This window comes from Moellerella wisconsensis ATCC 35017 (assembly GCF_001294465.1).
GTDB lineage: Bacteria > Pseudomonadota > Gammaproteobacteria > Enterobacterales > Enterobacteriaceae > Moellerella > Moellerella wisconsensis.
Map to the genome: position 1 here is coordinate 95,138 of NZ_LGAA01000002.1, position 20,120 is coordinate 115,257.

The 20,120-nt window shown below is 41.9% G+C and carries 15 protein-coding genes and 1 riboswitch; of the genes, 5 read left to right on the plus strand and 10 right to left on the minus strand.

Features of this window, described 5'->3' with window-relative positions:
* Positions 1–45: 45 nt before the first annotated feature.
* From M992_RS00540 to nudF, 6 genes are all read right to left on the minus strand, one after another.
* Positions 46–777: a 1-acylglycerol-3-phosphate O-acyltransferase gene (locus M992_RS00540; RefSeq protein WP_053906993.1), complete on the minus strand. Its 732-nt coding sequence runs from the start codon at positions 775–777 to the stop codon at positions 46–48.
* An 82-nt stretch (positions 778–859) separates the two neighbouring features.
* A complete protein-coding gene (gene parC / locus M992_RS00545; protein WP_053906932.1) occupies positions 860–3,121 on the minus strand; it encodes a DNA topoisomerase IV subunit A in 2,262 nt (753 codons plus the stop codon).
* Between the two features lie 42 nt (positions 3,122–3,163).
* Positions 3,164–5,059, minus strand: a complete 1,896-nt coding sequence (gene parE / locus M992_RS00550; RefSeq protein WP_047255165.1) for a DNA topoisomerase IV subunit B — start codon at positions 5,057–5,059, stop codon at positions 3,164–3,166.
* A gap of 92 nt (positions 5,060–5,151) precedes the next feature.
* Complete coding sequence (gene yqiA, locus M992_RS00555) at positions 5,152–5,736, minus strand: esterase YqiA (RefSeq protein ID WP_053906933.1); 585 nt, start codon at positions 5,734–5,736, stop codon at positions 5,152–5,154.
* A complete protein-coding gene (cpdA, locus tag M992_RS00560) occupies positions 5,736–6,575 on the minus strand; it encodes a 3',5'-cyclic-AMP phosphodiesterase (RefSeq protein ID WP_053906934.1) in 840 nt (279 codons plus the stop codon). The genes yqiA and cpdA overlap by 1 nt, the downstream gene beginning before the upstream one ends.
* Before the next feature lie 102 nt (positions 6,576–6,677).
* Entirely contained in the window at positions 6,678–7,310 is a 633-nt protein-coding gene (nudF, locus tag M992_RS00565; RefSeq protein WP_053906935.1) for an ADP-ribose diphosphatase, read from the minus strand.
* A 495-nt stretch (positions 7,311–7,805) separates the two neighbouring features.
* Here nudF and tolC point away from each other — a divergent pair, with 495 nt between their 5' ends.
* The 4 genes from tolC to M992_RS00585 all read left to right on the plus strand — a co-directional run bounded on the left by tolC (position 7,806) and on the right by M992_RS00585 (position 12,958).
* Positions 7,806–9,203, plus strand: a complete 1,398-nt coding sequence (gene tolC, locus M992_RS00570; protein ID WP_047255169.1) for an outer membrane channel protein TolC — start codon at positions 7,806–7,808, stop codon at positions 9,201–9,203.
* A gap of 252 nt (positions 9,204–9,455) precedes the next feature.
* Positions 9,456–10,349, plus strand: coding sequence for a 23S rRNA pseudouridine(2604) synthase RluF (rluF, locus tag M992_RS00575; protein WP_053906936.1), 894 nt, complete (start codon positions 9,456–9,458; stop codon positions 10,347–10,349).
* Between the two features lie 738 nt (positions 10,350–11,087).
* Complete coding sequence (locus M992_RS00580; RefSeq protein ID WP_053906937.1) at positions 11,088–11,792, plus strand: DUF1190 family protein; 705 nt, start codon at positions 11,088–11,090, stop codon at positions 11,790–11,792.
* Between the two features lie 5 nt (positions 11,793–11,797).
* A complete protein-coding gene (locus M992_RS00585; protein WP_053906938.1) occupies positions 11,798–12,958 on the plus strand; it encodes a glutathionylspermidine synthase family protein in 1,161 nt (386 codons plus the stop codon).
* 94 nt (positions 12,959–13,052) lie between these two features.
* On the opposite strand, the gene ygiD is transcribed toward M992_RS00585, so the two are convergent.
* Positions 13,053–13,853 (minus strand): 4,5-DOPA-extradiol-dioxygenase, encoded by an 801-nt coding sequence (gene ygiD, locus M992_RS00590; protein ID WP_248842472.1) that lies wholly within the window; start codon positions 13,851–13,853, stop codon positions 13,053–13,055.
* A gap of 196 nt (positions 13,854–14,049) precedes the next feature.
* Positions 14,050–14,703: a 3,4-dihydroxy-2-butanone-4-phosphate synthase gene (gene ribB, locus M992_RS00595; RefSeq protein ID WP_053906939.1), complete on the minus strand. Its 654-nt coding sequence runs from the start codon at positions 14,701–14,703 to the stop codon at positions 14,050–14,052.
* A 159-nt stretch (positions 14,704–14,862) separates the two neighbouring features.
* Positions 14,863–15,047: riboswitch (FMN riboswitch) on the minus strand.
* 220 nt (positions 15,048–15,267) lie between these two features.
* Here ribB and ubiK point away from each other — a divergent pair.
* Positions 15,268–15,555, plus strand: coding sequence for a ubiquinone biosynthesis accessory factor UbiK (gene ubiK, locus M992_RS00600; RefSeq protein WP_047255174.1), 288 nt, complete (start codon positions 15,268–15,270; stop codon positions 15,553–15,555).
* Between the two features lie 107 nt (positions 15,556–15,662).
* Here the strand turns inward: ubiK and hldE are convergent, their stop codons facing one another.
* Both hldE and glnE read right to left on the minus strand, forming a co-directional pair.
* Complete coding sequence (gene hldE, locus M992_RS00605) at positions 15,663–17,090, minus strand: bifunctional D-glycero-beta-D-manno-heptose-7-phosphate kinase/D-glycero-beta-D-manno-heptose 1-phosphate adenylyltransferase HldE (RefSeq protein WP_053906940.1); 1,428 nt, start codon at positions 17,088–17,090, stop codon at positions 15,663–15,665.
* 148 nt (positions 17,091–17,238) lie between these two features.
* Positions 17,239–20,115: a bifunctional [glutamate--ammonia ligase]-adenylyl-L-tyrosine phosphorylase/[glutamate--ammonia-ligase] adenylyltransferase gene (gene glnE / locus M992_RS00610; protein WP_053906941.1), complete on the minus strand. Its 2,877-nt coding sequence runs from the start codon at positions 20,113–20,115 to the stop codon at positions 17,239–17,241.
* Positions 20,116–20,120: the final 5 nt, after the last annotated feature.

Consider the following 20,120-nt stretch of genomic DNA (forward strand, 5'->3'; position numbering starts at 1 on the left):
ATAATCAAAATAAGAAATAAAAATAAAATAACTGTTTTTACTGTCTTACTTTTTACTATCTAACAATTCGACTTCTTTATTTAATTGTTTAATTTTAGCGTCCATTAAATCATGGCAATGCTGAGCTAATTCACGGACCTGATCACGGGTATATTTGCTGGTATCAATCGGATCAAGCATTTCAATAATAACCGTGCCGTTATTCCAGCGATTTAATTTTACTCGCCCTTCGGTTCTAGAGGCACAGACTGGAACAATAGGTACACCAGCAGAGATAGCCGCGTGGAACGCCCCTGTTTTAAACGGTAATAATCCTCGGCCACGACTGCGTGTACCCTCAGGGAACATCCAAACAGAAATTTTTCGCTGCTTTATTTGTTCAGCAACCTGAGAAATCGTAGTGTGGGCTTTAGAACGATTACCGCGATCAATCAATATGTTACCGGTTATCCAATATAAGAAACCAAAGAAAGGCACGAAAATTAAACTTTTTTTGCCGACAGTTACTGTACGCGGCTGAACCCCATTAGAGATAGTGACCATATCATAATTATTTTGGTGATTACCAAGATAAATACTCGGAGGATAATTTTTGGCTTGCTGTGGGATCCGCTTAATTAGCTTAATACCAAACACCCCAGATAATCGACCAAATAAATGGCCAAAGGTCATCACATGTTTAGGATTACGCGGGCTAAATAAGCAATATATCCCCCCAAGAACACACACCAATATTGTATATATAATGACAATAATGGTACGAATAATAGCTAACATAATAACCTCTAAATATAGTGGGGCAGCCTGCCCCATTATTCTTAACCGTACGATAGCTTAAATAATAGCAAATAAATAAAATTTACTCGGCGCTACTATCTGCTGATTCCACTTCAATACGTTCAATACTGTGCAGCCCACGCGGTAAAGAGGTTCCTTTACGGCCACGCTCGGCACGATATTTCTGCAAATCTTCTGGTTTAAATTTCAATTTACGTTTGCCAAAGAATAACGTAATTGATGACTCTGGTGATAGCAATAATAACCACACCAATAGATCTTCCCCGGTGGCAGCTTGTGCACCTGGGATATTGATAATTTTATTACCTTTACCTTTCGATAATTGAGGTAAATCAGAAACTGGGAATACCAGCATCCGCCCAGCTTTAGTTATGGCTAATAATAATTGCTGTTGTTCATTTTCAATTTCTATTGGAGAAATAATTTTTGCATTTTCAGGCAGATTAATTAACGCTTTACCGGTTTTATTTTTGGTGACTAAATCATTAAACGTACAAATAAAACCATAACCAGCATCAGAGGCTAATAAATATTTTTGCTGCTCTGGCGCCATTAATACCTGTTCAATTGAAGCGCCTGGCGGTAAGGTTAATTTACCGGTGAGAGGCTCTCCTTGACTACGCGCAGAAGGCAACTCCAAAGGATCTAAAGAATAGCTGCGTCCAGTGGTATCTAAAAAAACCACCGCTTGATTAGTTTTACCACGCGCCGCACTTCGGAAGCTATCTCCCGATTTATAATTAAGATTGGTCGGGTCAATATCATGCCCTTTGGCACTACGTACCCATCCCATCTCAGATAACACCACAGTGATAGGCTCAGAGGGTAAAATATCGTGCTCACTCATGGCTTTCGCTTCACTGCGTTCATTCAGCGGTGAACGACGATTATCACCATAATTTTCTGCATCGGCCTGAATTTCTTTTTTCAGTAAACTGTTTAAACGACGTTCTGAGCCCAGAATAGCTTGCAGTTTATCGCGCTCTTTAGCTAATTCATCTTGCTCACCACGAATTTTCATCTCTTCTAGTTTAGCTAAATGGCGTAATTTTAGCTCCAGAATAGATTCAGACTGCATTTCAGAAATCCCGAAACGAGACATTAAAATAGCTTTAGGCTCATCTTCTGTACGAATAATATCAATAACCTCATCAATATTGAGGTAAGCAATTAACAATCCTTCCAGAATATGTAAGCGTTTTAGTACTTTTTCTAAACGATGATTCAGTCGATTACGTACTGTTTTACGACGATAAACTAACCATTCAGATAAAATTTCAACCAAGCCTTTAACCGCTGGGCGATTATCTAGGCCAATCATATTTAAATTAACCCGATAGCTTCTTTCTAAATCGGTCGTGGCGAACAGATGGGTCATTACCTGGTCTAAATCCACGCGATTACTGCGTGGAACAATTACTAAGCGAGTTGGATTTTCATGGTTAGATTCATCGCGTAAATCTTCAACCATGGGCAATTTTTTATTACGCATTTGGCTGGCGATTTGTTCTAATACTTTAGCGCCAGAAACTTGATGAGGTAACGCAGTAATCACTGCATTTCCATCTTCTTTTTCCCAAATCGCACGCATACGCACGGAACCGCGACCGGTTTGATAGATTTTACGAATATCATGGCTGGCAGAGATAATCTCGGCTTCTGTCGGAAAATCAGGTCCAGGGATATACTCCATCACCTCATCCAGAGTCAACTCAGGATGATCAATTAACGCAATCACTGCATTCGCCACTTCACGGGCATTATGCGGAGGAATATCTGTCGCCATCCCGACGGCAATACCTGTTGTGCCGTTAAGTAAAATATTCGGTAAACGAGCCGGCAGCATTTTAGGCTCTTTTAAGGTTCCATCAAAATTTGGAACCCAATCTACAGTCCCGTTGCCCAGCTCACTTAATAAGGTTTCTGAGTAGCGCGATAAACGTGATTCGGTATAACGCATCGCCGCAAATGATTTTGGATCATCCGGTGCCCCCCAGTTTCCTTGACCATCAACTAATGGATAACGATAAGAAAAAGGCTGTGCCATCAACACCATAGCTTCGTAACATGCGCTATCGCCGTGCGGATGATATTTACCCAGCACGTCACCTACTGTACGGGCAGATTTTTTATATTTTGCTGAATTGCTTAATCCGAGTTCAGACATCGCATATACAATGCGTCGTTGAACGGGTTTTAAACCATCCCCGATAAAAGGTAGCGCCCTATCCATGATGACATACATCGAATAGTTCAAATAGGCGCTTTCGGTAAAGGTATAGAGGGGTAGACGCTCTACACCATCATGAGTTACTTCACTCATTGAATACTTTCCTTACTCATTCTTTGGGCTTTTTCCGGTGAATTATAGTTCGATTTCGGCCTTATCGCCTTTTTCCTGCAACCAATTACGACGATCTTCAGAACGTTTTTTCGCCAATAGCATATCCATCATTGCCATGGTGTCTTTATAATTCTCATCGTTTATGGTCAATTGCACCAATCGACGAGTATTCGGATCGAGTGTGGTTTCACGCAATTGCAGAGGATTCATTTCCCCTAACCCTTTAAAACGTTGAACGTTCGGTTTGCCTTTTTTACGCTGTAGACGATCAAGAATGGCATTCTTTTCACTTTCGTCTAAGGCATAGTGAGTTTCTTTACCTAAATCAATACGATAAAGAGGTGGCATCGCCATATAAACATGTCCAGCTTTGACTAAAGAAGCAAAGTGACGCACAAACAACGCGCATAATAATGTGGCGATATGTAAGCCATCGGAATCCGCATCGGCGAGAATACAAATTTTACCGTAACGTAATTGGCTCAAATCTTCACTGTCAGGATCCATCCCAATAGCTACAGAAATATCATGAACCTCTTGAGAAGCTAATACTTCATCTGAAGATACTTCCCAAGTATTCAATATCTTACCGCGCAGCGGCATGATAGCTTGATATTCTCGATCACGCGCTTGCTTAGCTGATCCCCCTGCGGAGTCACCTTCGACCAAAAATAATTCGGTCATGCTGAGATCTTGAGAAGAACAATCGGCTAATTTCCCCGGTAGCGCTGGGCCACTAGTTAATTTTTTTCTAACCACTTTTTTTGCTGCACGCATACGGCGCTGAGCACTAGAAATGGCTAATTCGGCTAATTGTTCAGCCGCTTGTACATTCTGGTTGAGCCATAAGCTAAAGGCATCTTTGACCACTCCGGATACCAATGAAGCGCATTGACGTGAAGATAAACGTTCTTTGGTTTGACCGGCAAATTGAGGATCCTGCATTTTGACCGATAAAACATACGCACAGCGATCCCAAATATCTTCGGCTGATAATTTCACACCGCGCGGTAAGATATTACGGAATTCACAGAATTCACGCATCGCATCCAATAATCCCTGACGCAGTCCATTGACATGCGTTCCACCCTGCGGTGTCGGAATTAAGTTAACGTAGCTTTCAGTCAATAAGTCTCCGCCTTCAGGTAACCACAACAGGGCCCATTCAACGGCTTCAGTTTCTGCCTGAAAGTTTCCAGTAAATGCTTGTTCTGGCAGCGTTATAAATCCATCAACTGATTCCATTAAATAATCAGTTAACCCATCGCTATAACACCACGTTTGCTCAGTATTATTAATTTGGTCTTTAAACGTGATTTTAACGCCGGGGCACAACACAGCTTTAGCTTTTAAATTATGCGTCAAGCGAGAAACAGAAAAACGCGGGCTATCAAAATAGCTTTCATCAGGCCAAAAATGCACGCTGGTGCCTGTGTTACGTTTTCCACAACTGCCGATGACATGTAAATCTTCGACTTTATCACCATTTTCAAAGGCAATTTGGTACACCTGACTATCGCGGCGCACGGTGACTTCAGTACGTTTAGATAACGCATTGACGACCGAGATACCGACACCGTGCAGGCCGCCTGAAAATTGGTAATTTTTATTAGAGAATTTTCCGCCGGCATGCAATTGGCACATAATAAGCTCCACCGCTGTAACTTTCATTTCAGGGTGAATATCTACGGGCATACCACGACCGTCATCAATCACTTCAAGTGATTGATCAGCGTATAAGATGACTTGAATATGTTTGGCGTGCCCCGCCAAAGCTTCATCTACACTGTTATCAATTACTTCTTGTGCAAGGTGATTCGGACGGCTGGTATCTGTATACATACCAGGACGGCGGCGAACCGGCTCGAGACCACTAAGGACTTCGATGGCCTCTGCGTTATAACTAGATTGAGTCATGTTGTCATTCTGCGGTAATGAGTGATCGATTGAACTGGTCAATCAGTGAATTACTGTTGATAATAACAGTGTTAATAGGTTTTGGCATTAATTTACTCGAACTCAGCCAAACCTAAAAAGTGAATAATTTGAGGGAAGTAATATTCAAAGCCGACAAAAGCATGATTGCCGCCAGATTCTATCGTCTGTTTGCTTTTCATAAGATAGGTCACTGCTTGTCGATAATCCAGTACTTCATCTCCCGTCTGCTGTAAAAGCCAGATAAGATCAGGCGATGTTAACGTTTCTATATGCAATGCTTTCAAATCATCTATATGATTTGGTTCAAGTATATAGTGTTCGTTAGTATAAGGATTGGTATTTTCGCCTAAATAATTTTGCAGCAAATCAAAAGGGCGAACCGCGGGATTCACCACCACAGCAGGCAGCGAAAAACGTTGGGACAACCAGAGCGCAAAATAGCCGCCTAGTGAAGAACCAACCAGACCAAGCGGCTCTCCCGCATGCTCAGCCACTAAATCCTCAAGCAATTCAGCCGCAGGCGTAGGGTAATTAGGTAATTGAGGGATCAACAAATTAATCTGCGGATAATGTTCATTAACCCAAGTTTTCAGCAAATTAGCCTTCGCTGACTTTGATGAACTATTAAAACCGTGGATATAAATCAATGTTGCCATTAGTAGCCGTCCGAATCCAAATTCGGGCAAAAATCTCTGGATGAAAGCCGATAAACTTCAGTTGTGACCTGTTTTCGCCCCTGCTCATCAATTAATAATTCTAAATAACGCCAGCCTGGTGCAGCGGTATCTAACATAAAATTAGTACAATGTGGCTTAAATTGTACACTGGTCGAGGGCGTCGCTAATAAACGAATACCGTGCCAATCTTCGTCCATTTCTTGATGAATATGGCCGCAAAGCATGGCTTTAACTTGATGATAGCCTTTAAGATAATCTGCAAGAATATGGGAATTGCGTAAACTGTGTTGGTCTAGCCAAGTACAGCCTGAAGGCAAGGGATGATGGTGCAGCATGATAATAGTACTGCGCTCAGAATTATTATCTAAGCACGCTTTCATCCACTCCAATTGATAGTCTGACAGCTCGCCATGGGGGACATCTTGAATCTGGCTATCCAACATCAAGACTTGCCATTCATTACCAATAACAATTTGTTTTGCTGATGAAATACCGGCGGCTTTCAATGAGTCAAACATTGCAGGTTGATAATCATGATTGCCCGGTAACCACACACAAGGTGCAGAAATACGTGCAATACCTGCGGCAAAACGGTGATACGCGCCGATAGATTGATCTTGAACTAAATCGCCGGTAGCGACAATAAGGTCAATCTCAAGTCCTTGCGCTTGAATTGCATCAAGCACCGCATGGTAACTATCATGAGTATTAACGCCTAACAATGTATTTTCAGTATCAGCAAATAAATGTGTATCAGTTATTTGTAATATCCTGACTGCCTTCTCATTTTTTGCAGTCAATCTAAGCAGGCTGTCCAAAAGTATCCCTTTCCTTTAAAAATTTCACGCTATTCTATCGTTAACTGTCAGACGATATCTGCTAAATGGCACACAATTCCTTAGAATAAGGATCGTATATAGCTATTCCATCCATTTTTTTCTGAGTTTTTGCTGATTTATCTCTAACCATTGCAACGCGATAACAGTTGCGGCGTTATCAATTAATCCTTGTTCAACCCAACGATATGCCTGCTCACGCGTTACTACATGAACCCGAATATCTTCATTTTCACTGGCTAACCCATGGATCCCGTTGGCGGTAGAACTGTCAACTTCACCAGCATACACATACATTCGTTCTGTTGTTCCGCCCGGGCTAGAAAGATAACTTAGCATTTTCTCACAACGCTTTATGGTTAAGCCAGCTTCTTCTTCCGCTTCCCGGCGCACCACATGCTCAATTTCCTCTCCCGGCTCTATCATGCCTGCGACCGCTTCCAATAACCATGGCGTTTCGCTCGTTTCTATCGCCGGTATTCGGATTTGTTCAATCAACACCACTTGATCACGAATAGGATCGTAAGGCAGCACGACGGCAGCATTGCCACGTTCAAAAACTTCGCGCGTTATTTCCTCACTCCAGCCTCCGGCAAATAAGCGATGGCGGAATCGATACTCCATTAAGGCAAAAAAGCCTTTAAATAATTTACGTATCGATATAATTTCAACATCATTGTTACTATATTTAAACGGTGAAGATATCTTTTTCGTCATATCATTCTCCTACACGCGTTAATAGCATGGCAAAAATAGCCCAAATATTTCAAGGATGCGATATCGAACGAGCATGGCATAAGGCTAATCCGCTTATCGGAGATTTATCGCAAATACGATTTACCGCTGGGCATATCATTTATAGATTGATTACTATATTAAGGAAAAAATAAGTAAACAACACAGTTTTTAAATAATTCAGCCCATTAATGATGTAATGTTTAATTAATTTGAGACAATATGGCACAAAAGGCCACCGTAATTTATAGGGATATTCTGCTACAATGGCCAAATATTGGCTCAAAATCGCAGGCAACAATAGAGTCTGTTTTTATAACTGTGTCCGGAGCGGCTGATAACATTGACTGATGCGCTATAATGTCAGCTTATTTATCGGCATTTGCCATATTTACTCTGAACCCAATATCCACTGAGTAAATTAATGGTTTTGCAGCACAGGCTCGATATAAATTGCGGCTTAATCAAGGAATCAAAATGAAGAAACTGCTCCCTCTTTTTATCGCAATGAGCTTTGCAGGGCTCAGTACTACTGGCTATGCAGAGGATCTGTTACAGGTCTATCAAAAAGCGAAGGAAAGTAACCCTGAACTAAGAAAATCACAGGCTGAACGTAATCAAGCTTTTGAAAAGATTAATGAAGCCCGCAGCCCGCTGTTACCACAATTAGGTTTGGGAGCGGGTTATACTTATAATAGTGGTTATCGTGATACCAATAATACTGAGAATAATCAGCTCAGCGCGTCATTAAAGCTGACTCAGACTATTTTTGATATGTCTAAATGGCGTCAGCTTACGCTGCAAGAAAAAAGCGCCGGGATCACTGATGTGGCTTATCAAACTAGCCAACAACAACTGATTTTAGATACCGCGACCGCGTACTTTAATGTACTACGTGCTATTGATGCACTTTCTTATATCGAAGCACAAAAAGAAGCTGTCTACCGCCAGTTAGACCAAACGACCCAGCGTTTTAACGTTGGTTTAGTCGCTATTACTGACGTACAGAACGCCCGTGCTAATTATGATAGCGTGCTAGCGCAAGAAGTTGCTGGCCGTAATGAGCTTGAAAACTCGTTAGAGAAACTGCGTCAGGTCAGTGGAATTTATTATGCGCAATTGGCCACATTAAATATCGAACGCTTTAAAACAACAGCTCCTGAAAATGTTGATGCGATATTAAAAGAAGCCGAGGAACGTAACTTAAGTCTGTTAAGTGCTCGACTGGCACAAGATGTTTCCCGCGAGAATATTCGTTTAGCGGAAACGGGACATATGCCAACCGTTGATTTAAATGCATCGACAGGTGTGAGCAACACCCAATACCACGGTAGCGGTTATGGCACTAATGCATTAGGTCAATCGAACCAGCCGGGTAATAGCTATGCTGGACAAAATAGTGTCGGCTTGACCCTCAGCTTGCCATTATATAGTGGTGGTGGTGTAAGCTCGAAAGTTGAACAAGCACAATTTGGCTTCTTAAGCGCCAGCGAGCAATTAGAAAGTATTTATCGTAGCGTGACCCAATTAGTACGTTCATCTTACAATAATATTGCATCTTCAATCAGTAGTATTCAGGCTTATCAACAAGTTGTAGTCTCAATGCAAAGCTCTTTAGATGCGATGGAAGCCGGTTATCAAGTGGGAACACGTACTATCGTTGACGTATTAAACGCAACGACCTCGTTGTATCAGGCCAAACAAAGTTTATCTAATGCGCGTTATGATTATTTAATTAACCAATTAAATATTGAATTCGCTCGTGGTACTTTGAACGAAGATGATATTGCTAAGTTGAATGCGACTTTAGGTAAAGAACTTTCTACCTCAGCGAGCAGTATCATTAGCCAAACTAAAACGCCGGTCATCAAATAACCTAATTATCTGATATAATAGCGTTTAATTAAAAAATACTCTAAAATCCGAAACAGTGATTGTTTCGGATTTTTTATGTCATTTTCACTGTCTAGTTGGTAAAAACTGATACTGAGCTTCATCTTTCCCAATAAATTATCACTATGAAAATATTAAATTTTAATACAAAAAACACCTTGACTCTAAAAACTACAAATCAATGTTGGTATCCCGATTCAACGTCTGTATATTTAGCCGTTTACGGAGGAAATCATGCTGACTAATTCATCAACTCGCCTTAACAAATATATCAGTGAAAGTGGCATTTGCTCACGACGTGATGCCGACCGCTATATCGAGCAAGGTCTAGTATTAATTAATGGCAAACGTGCCGCGATTGGCGATCAAGTGGTCGCTGGTGACGAAGTAAAAGTTAATGGACGGTTGATTGAACCCCGCAATGAAGAAGATTTAGTGCTCATAGCTCTAAATAAACCGGTAGGAATTGTCAGTACCACGGAAAATAGCGAAAAAGATAATATTGTCGATTTTGTTAATCACAGCACGCGCGTATTTCCTATTGGCCGATTAGATAAAGATTCTCAAGGCATTATTTTCCTCACAAATCATGGTGATCTGGTCAATAAAATATTACGAGCGGGTAACGATCACGAAAAAGAATATTTAGTGACCGTCAATAAGCCAATCACCGACGAATTTATTCGTGGAATGAGTGCCGGTGTGCCTATTTTGGGTACCATGACCAAAAAATGTAAAGTCAAAAAAGAAGCGCCTTTTGTCTTTCGTATCACGCTAGTGCAAGGATTAAATCGCCAAATTCGCCGTATGGCGGAACATTTTGGCTATGAAGTCACCAAACTTGAACGTGTACGTATTATGAATGTTAGCTTGTCAGGTTTACCTTTGGGCGAATGGCGTGATTTAACCGATGATGAGCTCATCAAACTATTTGATTCGATAGAAAAATCAACCTCTGAAGCTAAACCAGCAAAATCGGCAAAACCAAAGGCCAACACTGGTGGTGCCAAAAAGAGCCCAGCAGGTGTAGCGTCTAAGGCAGGCGGTAAATCTGTAAGTAAAGCTGCGCCAGAAAACAACTCACGAAAAAAGTTCGTACAACCGGGGCGTAAAAAGAAAAAACGTTAATCGGCTAACGCACAATATTATTATGGCTTCCTCCTATGGAGGCCTGTCTGCCTTTAATTAATTTTCTCATCGATTAACTAATTGCTGACGTTGCATGGCATATTTTGGTGTTCAATAAGTACCCAAAAAAATATATTGGCAGATAAGCCTAACGATGAAACTGTAAAAAACTCCTGTTCCACATAAATTTAGAGTCAATCGCGGCGTTATCCCCAAAATGATGATGACTGGAAGGTGAGAGTTAATACATTTATTCTCATGCCGTTACCAATAATGAATAGATACCGATTGATAGGATGAAATCAGCGCCTCCCAACCTCATACAACACTAATACACGAGCCCAGCATACCAATATCTTATGATCGCATACAAAATATCTACGCATTAATCCATATTATGAGTAAGTGCATTAAATAATTAAAAAACCGTAATTTAATAGCCTAATTAGTTGATTTTAATCATACTCATAACTAGTAACATTTAAAAAATCCCAAGTTAAATCTGAAAATTATAAAAAAAAGCTTTTTTTACGCAGATAACTGAACCTTAGTGCTTTAATTTTCAGCGCATATCACCTATTCTAGGGTAAATTTTTATAACCTCTGTACTTAATCTAATTAATCCAGACTTAAGCGTTGCCAATATGTTGGCTATATTCCGTCATTCTAGCCGTCGGTATACAACTTAAACTATTATTTAGACATCAAACAATTATCTCTATATTCGGGTAAATAACCATGACAATGAAGCGTACCAAGAATATCAATCCAGATGCATTCCGTAAGTCTTGGCGTAATTATCGCCTGGCGCCTGTTGCTATCGCTATTAGTGCGGTATTTATGCTTTCGGCCTGTGAAGAAAGCGATGAAACCGTTTCGCTGTTTACTAATGCAGAAGAGTGTAGCCAAGCAAATCCATCCCAATCAGAACAATGTACGTTAGCTTATAATAACGCGCTGCAAGAAGCGGCGAAAACAGCACCTAAATATGCTAGCCGTGAAGACTGTGTTGCAGAATTCGGTGAGTCTATGTGTACCCAAGCACCTGCTCAATCAGGACTTGCAAGTACAGATACCCCTACCTCTACAGGTACCGGCGGTGAGCAGCAAGCACAAAGCGGTTTTGGCAGTACCTGGATGCCATTGATGATGGGCTATATGATGGGGCGAATGATGGGCGGCGGCGCAGCATCACAACCTTTATTTAGCTCTAAAAATCCATCCAGCCCTGCTAACGGTAAATTTGTTGATGCATCCGGTAAAAGTTATGGTTCTGCCACCGCAGGTGGACGTTCAATGAACGTCCCTAAAACAGCCATGGCACCAAAACCACCAACAACGTCTACCGTGACGCGTGGCGGTTTCGGTCAAACCGTAAATAAACAGTCTACAATGCAGAGAAAAGCGTCAACTAACTCTTCATCTCGTTCCATGGGTGGCTAAGACAGATGAAACGCGTTGCTATTACTGAACGTCCAGACTGGCGTGAAAAAGCCTCTGAATTTGGCTTTAATTTTCATACTATGTATGACGAGCCTTACTGGTCAGAAGATGCTTATTATCAATTTACTCTAGCGCAAATTGAAGAGATAGAAGAAGTCACGGCAGAACTGCACCAAATGTGTTTACAAGTGGTGGAAAAAGTCGTGAATAGCGAAGAGCTCCTGACTCGATTTCAAATTCCTCGACACACGTGGGATTTTGTACGCGATTCATGGAAAACTAATCAGCCTTCACTCTATTCTCGTTTAGATTTAGCTTATGATGGCGTGGGCCCAGCTAAGCTGCTTGAAAACAATGCGGATACACCGACATCGCTGTATGAATCTGCCTTTTTCCAGTGGATTTGGTTAGAAGATCAAATTAATGCCGGTAATTTGCCAGAAAATGCCGATCAATTTAATGGCATTCAAGAACAACTGATCGAGCGCTTTACCCAGCTTAAAGATCAATTTGGTTTTCGTTTACTGCATATGACCTGCTGTCGTGATACCGAAGAAGATCGCGGTACAGTTCAATATTTGCAGGATTGCGCCAACGAAGCCGGTATCGCGACAGAATTTCTGTATGTTGATGAAATCGGTTTAGGAGAAAAAGGGGAATTTACTGATACACAAGATCAAGTGATCAGTAACTTGTTCAAGCTTTATCCTTGGGAATTTATGCTGCGTGAGATTTTTTCAACCAAACTCGAAGATGCGGGTGTCCGTTGGTTAGAACCAGCATGGAAGAGCATTATCTCCAATAAAGCACTGTTGCCGATGTTGTGGCAAATGTTCCCTGAGCATCCTAATCTTCTGCCGGCTTATTTTGCTGATAACAATCCACCACCGCTAGACAGCTATGTGGTTAAACCGTTGTTTTCACGCGAAGGAGCAAATATTCGCATTGTAGACAATGGGAAAGAGATAGCCTCTGCTGATGGTCCTTATGGTGAAGAGGGTATGATTATTCAGCAATTCCATCCTCTGCCAAAATTTGAAGGTAATTATACTTTAGTCGGTAGCTGGTTGGTAAATGATCAAGCCGCAGGGATCTGCATTCGTGAAGATAAAGAACTGATCACTCAGGATCTATCTCGATTCTATCCGCATGTTATTATTGATTAAATAGTATTAATATTATTGTCGCTCTGCTTTCAGAGCGGCAATATTTATCACTTATTTATATATCTCAAAATAAACATCAAATCTCCCCTTCTATTTAACCACCAATCAGTACTGACATCATACTTAATGAAGCTAATTCAATCCCTTGAATCGGTATTGATATATTTTCACTCTGATCCCAAGTGCCCAAAATATATAATAACGGTAAAAAGTGCTCTGCCGAGGGATTCGATAATTTACCCTCTTGGCGCTCAAGCGCCTGTGTTAAAGGGTGCGGTTGCTGTCGGCTGGCAATATTTTCAGCCACATATTGCTCAAAAGAGACGGCCCAAGGATAAGGGTCAGAACCTTCTGCTTGCCAACGAATTGCCGATAAATTATGGACTACATTACCACTGCCCAAAATTAAGACACCTTCTTTTCTTAATGCTGCCAATTTTTGCCCTACCGAATAATGCCACTGTGCCGGCTTTGCCGCATCAATACTCAGTTGAACCACCGGAATATCGGCATCAGGGTACATTTGAACCAGTATTTCCCAGCTACCATGATCTAATCCCCACTGCTCACTCTCTTGATATACCTCGATTGGTGCTAATAATTCACCAATACGAGCCGCTAGCTCAGGCGAACCGGGTGCTGGATATTGTACGGCGAAAAGCGATTCAGGAAAGCCGGCAAAGTCATGAATAGTGGCAGGTTGTTTCATCGCGGTAACTGCCGTCCCTTCCGTATACCAATGGGCCGAAATCACCAATATGGCTTTAGGGCGCGGTAAGGTCTTCGCGAGCGTCGACCATGCCGCAGTATAGCGATTATGTTCTAGTGCGTTCATTGGTGTACCGTGACCAATAAATAGCGCTGGCAATGGTGCTGACATTGTATAAGTAGACATAAGGCGAAGCTCCACAGCAATAATATGATATTGCTCAGCATACGCTGATTTTAGCGCTAGGACAGGAGGTAATGGATGATAGAGATAGTCAAAATAATTGAAAAAGCCAATATAAGAAGTTGATATTCTTACATTGGCTTAAAATTCAGGCTTAAAATTCAGGCTTAAAATTTACAACATCAAAAACCGCTGCCGATTAACTCGCTTGCTGTTCATGCTGCTGACGATACGCCACTAAATCATCAATAGTAACGACAGGCATATCATGCTGTTTAGCAAAAGCAATAACTTCTGGAGCACGCGCCATCGAACCATCATCATTAGTTAATTCACACAACACACCGGCAGATTTAAACCCAGCTAAAGTAACTAAATCAATAGTCGCTTCAGTGTGACCACGGCGAGTTAATACACCGCCATCACGTGCGCGTAATGGGAAAACATGACCCGGTCTATTAATATCAGCAGGTTTGGCATTATCGGTAATTGCCGCACGAATAGTCGTCAATCTATCTAAAGCTGAAACTCCAGTAGTAACACCTTGAGCGGCCTCAATCGTCACCGTAAATGCGGTTTGATAATGGCTGGAGTTATTCTCCACCATCATAGGTAATTCTAATTGTTTACGGCGTTCTTCGGTGATACACAAACACACAATACCGCTGCCATGGCGAATAGTAAGCGCCATTTGTTCTACCGTCATAGTTTCGGCAGCAAAGATCATATCACCTTCATTTTCTCGACTTTCGTCATCTAACACCATAACACCTTTGCCATTACGCAAAGCGTCTAATGCCAGTTCAACACGAGCAATGGGATCGCCATATTCTGAAAGGAGCGTCTGATTCATGGTAAAAACCTCTTGGTTAAATTATTTAGTTACCAGAATCAGGGCAGTCTTAGGAGTGTAAAATTGCAAGCAACGAAACTTTGCGCCATGCAAAACTTCGCCTATAAGGCATGCAGAACATCACCATTTATTGGCTATTATCGCTGTGGACAGTGATGCTGTTATTCTCTCCCATCCGGACTATAACCGTCGGCTCCAGGATTTCACTGGATCTGCTGACCTTTATAATGAATTGTCTAAACACCACTATAAAGCGCTCGCGGGCTTCACCAGCTCAAATGATAGCAAGATCATTGACTGATGTTACCGCCGGTGGGGACTTACACCCCGCCCTGAGATAAACGTTTTTAATATAGCGCTAATTATTAGGTATCGCAATAATCAAAAGCAAAACTCACTGTACACTCACACTTTTTGCCTAGCGCCACTTAAAATCATCAGCAAACCTGACTATTCGGCGATGAGGTTCAAATTTAATGATGTTAGAAGCGGTTTTTCCGTGTAATATTTTACCCATTAGCTAATTTATTTTGAACTGACTTGAATAAACAAAAAGGACTCCTAATGCTCGATCCAAAGAAAATTGAACAGGTTGCCCGTCAAATCCAGGGCGCTCTGCCAAAGGGAGTACGCGAACTGGGTGAAGATGTGGATAAAAAAATCCGTGGATTATTACAATCACAGCTCAGTAAGCTCGATTTAGTTAGCCGAGAAGAGTTTGATATTCAGACCCAAGTATTACTGAGAACGCGTGAAAAATTAGCATTGATGGAACAACGAATTAGTGCTTTAGAACGTGAAAATAATCCCCAAGAAAATAGCCAAACTCCGTCATCTACTGACGCAGAATAGGCCATAAAAAAAGCCATCGCAGTGTGAATTTTCAGTCACTGGATGGCTTTTTATTGTCTATTAATCCTTTAATAGAATGAGATTAATAGAAGGCTAATAATCTCTAATTAGCTTTTTTTCATAATTGTTTTAATGATGTTCGACGTTGAAATTCCATCTTCAAAATTTAACACTTTAACGTCTCCACCTGCCGCCCAAACTTCTTTACTGCCAGCAATATCTTCAGCGCGATAATCGCCACCTTTGACTAAAACGTCCGGTAAAATATTAGCAATTAAACGCTGTGGAGTATCCTCTTCAAAAGGCACCACCCAATCTACTGCGCCTAATGCCCCTAATACCGCCATTCTCTGTTCTAATGGGTTAACTGGACGTGTTTCACCTTTTAATCGTTGGGTAGAAGCATCACTGTTTACAGCTACAATTAGGCGATCGCCCAATTTACGTGCGTTGGCTAAATAGCTAACGTGCCCAGCATGTAAAATATCGAAACAACCGTTAGTCATCACAATACGTTCGCCACGCTGGCGTGCATTTTCAACCGCCTGTTTTAATTTTTCTTCGCTCATCACACCAAAGCCTGTTTCAGTGCGACCGCGGATAGCGTTTTCTAATTCGATAGGTGACACCGTTGAAGTCCCTAACTTACCGACCACAACACCAGCAGCGACATTAGCTAAAGCACAAGCTTCATATAACGGCTTGCCCGCGGCTAATGATGCCGCTAATACCCCAATCACGGTATCGCCAGCACCTGTCACGTCATACACTTCTTGTGCTTGGGTAGGTAAATGCAGTGGCTGTTGTCCACGTTGGAGCAGGCTCATGCCTTGCTCTGAGCGAGTAATTAATAATCCAGTCAAGTCTAATGACTCCACCAGCTGCATACCTTTCTCTTCAACCTCTTGGTTGTTTTTACAACGCCCAACAATAGCTTCGAATTCCGTCATATTTGGAGTTAATAACGTCGCGCCACGATAGCGTTCAAAATCATTACCTTTAGGATCAATAAGAACCGGCACTCCTTTACTGTTGGCCAGGGCAATCATTTTCTGTACTTGAGATAATGCTCCTTTGGCATAATCAGATAAGACTAAGGCACCGATATGCGGTAGCGCTTGTTCAATTCGCTCAAGCAGTGGCTGCGCGTCAATATTTTGAAATCCCTCTTCAAAGTCCAAACGGATCAACTGCTGATTACGCGATAAAACTCGAAGTTTAGTTATTGTTGGATGGGTCGGTAATGCCACAAAGTCACAGCGTACGCTGACTTCATTGAGTTTTTCAGCTAAGGCTTTTGCCGCATCATCAATCCCGGTCAAACCTACAAGACGCGAACTCGCGCCAAGAGAAGCAATATTCATAGCAACGTTAGCAGCACCACCGGGACGTTCTTCGACCATATTGACTTTAACCACAGGAACTGGCGCTTCAGGAGAGATCCGATCTGCCGATCCATGCCAATAACGATCTAACATTACATCGCCAACCACCAATACGCCTGCGTGTTTAAACTCAGGGAGCGTCACTTTCATCCCGAACTCCATTTAAAAAGGGAACCTATAGCCAAATATTTCATCTTTATATTGAGCAGACTCATCAAGTTAATCTGCACATAATAAGAAATACGGCGGTTATATTCTGTTAATTGCGCCAAATATTATCATAAAGCAATGATATTGGTTAAATTTGCTTGTCTTCAGCATCTCCATCTGGCGCACCAAACCATTTATTCCAGCTATGTAGCACTTGCTCTCTTAACGCCATGAATAACTGATTATTCACACGGCTCGGTAAGGATTGCAGCGCTAAATGGTGTAATTCATTACGCATGGTGACATAAGCTGCCGTCAAGGTTTCGGCCTCATGCGCGGGCATAAAGCCATATTCTGCCATTAACTCAAAGATTCGCACGTTATCAGACCAACGAGTTAATACTTCATTTTCAGGAGCATAGCGCAATACTAGATACTGGGCGATAAATTCAATATCGGTTATCCCCCCTGCATCTGCTTTTAAATCAAAATATTCAGCCTGATGGCTGCCTAAATGATGATGCATTTTTAATCGCATATCGCGAACCTGTTGGCGTAGCGTGTTTGGGTCACGCGGTAAGCATAATATTTGGTGGCGAATATGCTCAAATCCCTGCTGTAGTTGTTCGTCACCAAACACCATTCTGGCTCGAATCAATGCCTGATGCTCCCAGGTCCATGCATCATTTTTTTGATAATCATCAAATGCTTGGATTGTACTTACCAACATTCCAGCTTCACCGGATGGCCGTAAACGAGCATCAACCTCGTACAAAATTCCTGACGAAGTACGGGTACTAAATAAATGAATAATACGCTGCGCTAGGCGTAAATAAAATTGGCGAGCATCAATCGAGCGCTCACCGTCAGTTATCACACCTTCAGGGCAATCAAACAGAAAAACCACATCAAGATCGGAACTATAGCCTAACTCCCATCCCCCTAATTTTCCGTAGCCTAATACCGCAAACCCTCGGGCTCCAGTGGGATCTTGCGCCACATTAGTCGGGATACCATAGCGTTTAGCCATTTTATCCCACGCTTGGCACACAACAGCATCGATAATCGCTTCAGCCAAATAGGTTAAATGATCGCTCACTTTCATCACGGGTAAAACGCCGGTGATATCTTCTGCTGCAATACGTAACAATTGGGCTTGTTTGAATTGCCTTAATGCCTCAAGTTGTTGTTCTTCATCAGATTCAGGCACACGAAGTAAATATTGACGTAATTCATCACGATACGCGGTTAATGGTAACGGTTGATACAATGACTGGGGATCCAGCAATTCATCTAATAATAGCGGGTGGCGAGCTAATTGCTCGGCAATCATCGGCGAGGCCGCGCATAAACGGATAACATGGATTAGAACGTCGTCGAATTCTAGCATTAACTCTAAATAAGTGGTTCGACTGACGATACTGAGCAATAAAGGGGTGATCCGCTCTAATACCATTCCACCGTCTTCTCTACTCCCCAATTTAGCCAATAATCGCGGCATTAATTGATCGAGAACATCGCGTCCACGCGGCCCGATGGTTCGTTTATTTAAATCGTGGCGAAACATGAAAATAACATGAATGATCTTCTGGGCTTCATCTTCGCTATGATTAACTAAATGTTCGGCCAATTCTTCTTTAGAAATTCCATCCAACCACAAGCTGGTATAAATTTCATGATTATTATCCGCCGCGTCTTCGTCTTCATCCTGCCCAATTAACTCAGTAAAAATATGATGCACCGCGCTCATATGCTGGGTCAGCTGTTGATAAAACGCCGGCCAATCGACAAAATCCATACCCCAAGCTAAGCGAGCTTTATCCAGCTCATCTTCTGGCAATTGTTGAGTCTGTTGATCGCTGATGCTCTGCAATAAATTTTCGCAGCGACGCAGAAAAAAATAAGCCGTTTTTAGATTAGTGATTTGTGCGGATTCAAGCAGTTTAAGGTTATCAATAACCTCGAGTGCCTGTAATAAAGATTGTGACTGAAGGCTCGGCTCTCGTCCGCCGCGAATTAATTGAAAAACTTGCGTTATAAATTCAATCTCACGTATTCCGCCTGCACCCAATTTAATATTATCGACTAATCCTCGGCGTCGAACTTCACGCTCGATCATGATCTTCATATTACGCAGTGATTGGATCACACTGAAATCAATATAGCGACGATACACAAACGGACGTAATAGTTTACGCAATACATCGGTATAATCTCGACTATCTGGCCCCATGATCCGCGCTTTCACCATCGCGTAACGCTCCCAATCACGGCCTTGCTCTTGATAATAATCTTCCAGTGCTGCGAAGCTAAACACCAGTGGACCACTATCACCGAATGGACGTAAGCGCATATCGACCCGATAAACAAACCCATCAATAGTGATTTGATCAAGCACTCGAATCATTTTTTGCCCTAAACGGGTAAAAAACTGGGCATTATCCAGCTCACGGCGCCCACCACGCGTTACGCCGTTTTCTGGATAGACAAAAATAAGATCGATATCAGAAGAAAAATTAAGCTCTCCGCCACCCAATTTTCCCATACCTAAAACTAATAGCGGTTGAGCGTTCCCTTGAGGATCACAAGGTTGCCCCCACGCTTTACAGCAATCGAGATACAGCCAATCTCTGGCTGCCACAATCAGCACTTCTGAAAGTTCACTCAGCTGCTTTAAACTAGTTTGTGTCGGACATTGATGAAACGTCTGCATCCACGCAATACGGATCAGTATTTGCTGACGAAAATGACGTAAAACGTGCATTAATTGATTTTCGTCGCTCACACCCTGCATTTTCTCTCGCAGCCAGCTATCATAATATTGCCATTCATCAGCCTTCGGTGGAGAGGCACGTAATGACGCTAAAAAAATAGGATGAGCAAGCACTTGGTTACAGGCAAATTCACTGAAACTGAAAAATTGCTGTTCCATTTCACTCAGAGGCAATAAGTGCGCTGCCTGCTCAGAAAATTGCTGATTTACTTGCTCATTTTGTTGCTGTAATAAAGCAGAAAAAGGATACATATCAA

Coding starts and splice junctions, on each gene's coding strand:
- M992_RS00540 (WP_053906993.1), bottom strand. CDS start 777: ATGTTAGCTATTATTCGTACCATTATTGTCATTATATATACAATATTG.
- parC (WP_053906932.1), bottom strand. CDS start 3,121: ATGAGTGAAGTAACTCATGATGGTGTAGAGCGTCTACCCCTCTATACC.
- parE (WP_047255165.1), bottom strand. CDS start 5,059: ATGACTCAATCTAGTTATAACGCAGAGGCCATCGAAGTCCTTAGTGGT.
- yqiA (WP_053906933.1), bottom strand. CDS start 5,736: ATGGCAACATTGATTTATATCCACGGTTTTAATAGTTCATCAAAGTCA.
- nudF (WP_053906935.1), bottom strand. CDS start 7,310: ATGACGAAAAAGATATCTTCACCGTTTAAATATAGTAACAATGATGTT.
- tolC (WP_047255169.1), top strand. CDS start 7,806: ATGAAGAAACTGCTCCCTCTTTTTATCGCAATGAGCTTTGCAGGGCTC.
- rluF (WP_053906936.1), top strand. CDS start 9,456: ATGCTGACTAATTCATCAACTCGCCTTAACAAATATATCAGTGAAAGT.
- M992_RS00580 (WP_053906937.1), top strand. CDS start 11,088: ATGACAATGAAGCGTACCAAGAATATCAATCCAGATGCATTCCGTAAG.
- M992_RS00585 (WP_053906938.1), top strand. CDS start 11,798: ATGAAACGCGTTGCTATTACTGAACGTCCAGACTGGCGTGAAAAAGCC.
- ygiD (WP_248842472.1), bottom strand. CDS start 13,853: ATGTCTACTTATACAATGTCAGCACCATTGCCAGCGCTATTTATTGGT.
- ribB (WP_053906939.1), bottom strand. CDS start 14,703: ATGAATCAGACGCTCCTTTCAGAATATGGCGATCCCATTGCTCGTGTT.
- ubiK (WP_047255174.1), top strand. CDS start 15,268: ATGCTCGATCCAAAGAAAATTGAACAGGTTGCCCGTCAAATCCAGGGC.
- hldE (WP_053906940.1), bottom strand. CDS start 17,090: ATGAAAGTGACGCTCCCTGAGTTTAAACACGCAGGCGTATTGGTGGTT.
- glnE (WP_053906941.1), bottom strand. CDS start 20,115: ATGTATCCTTTTTCTGCTTTATTACAGCAACAAAATGAGCAAGTAAAT.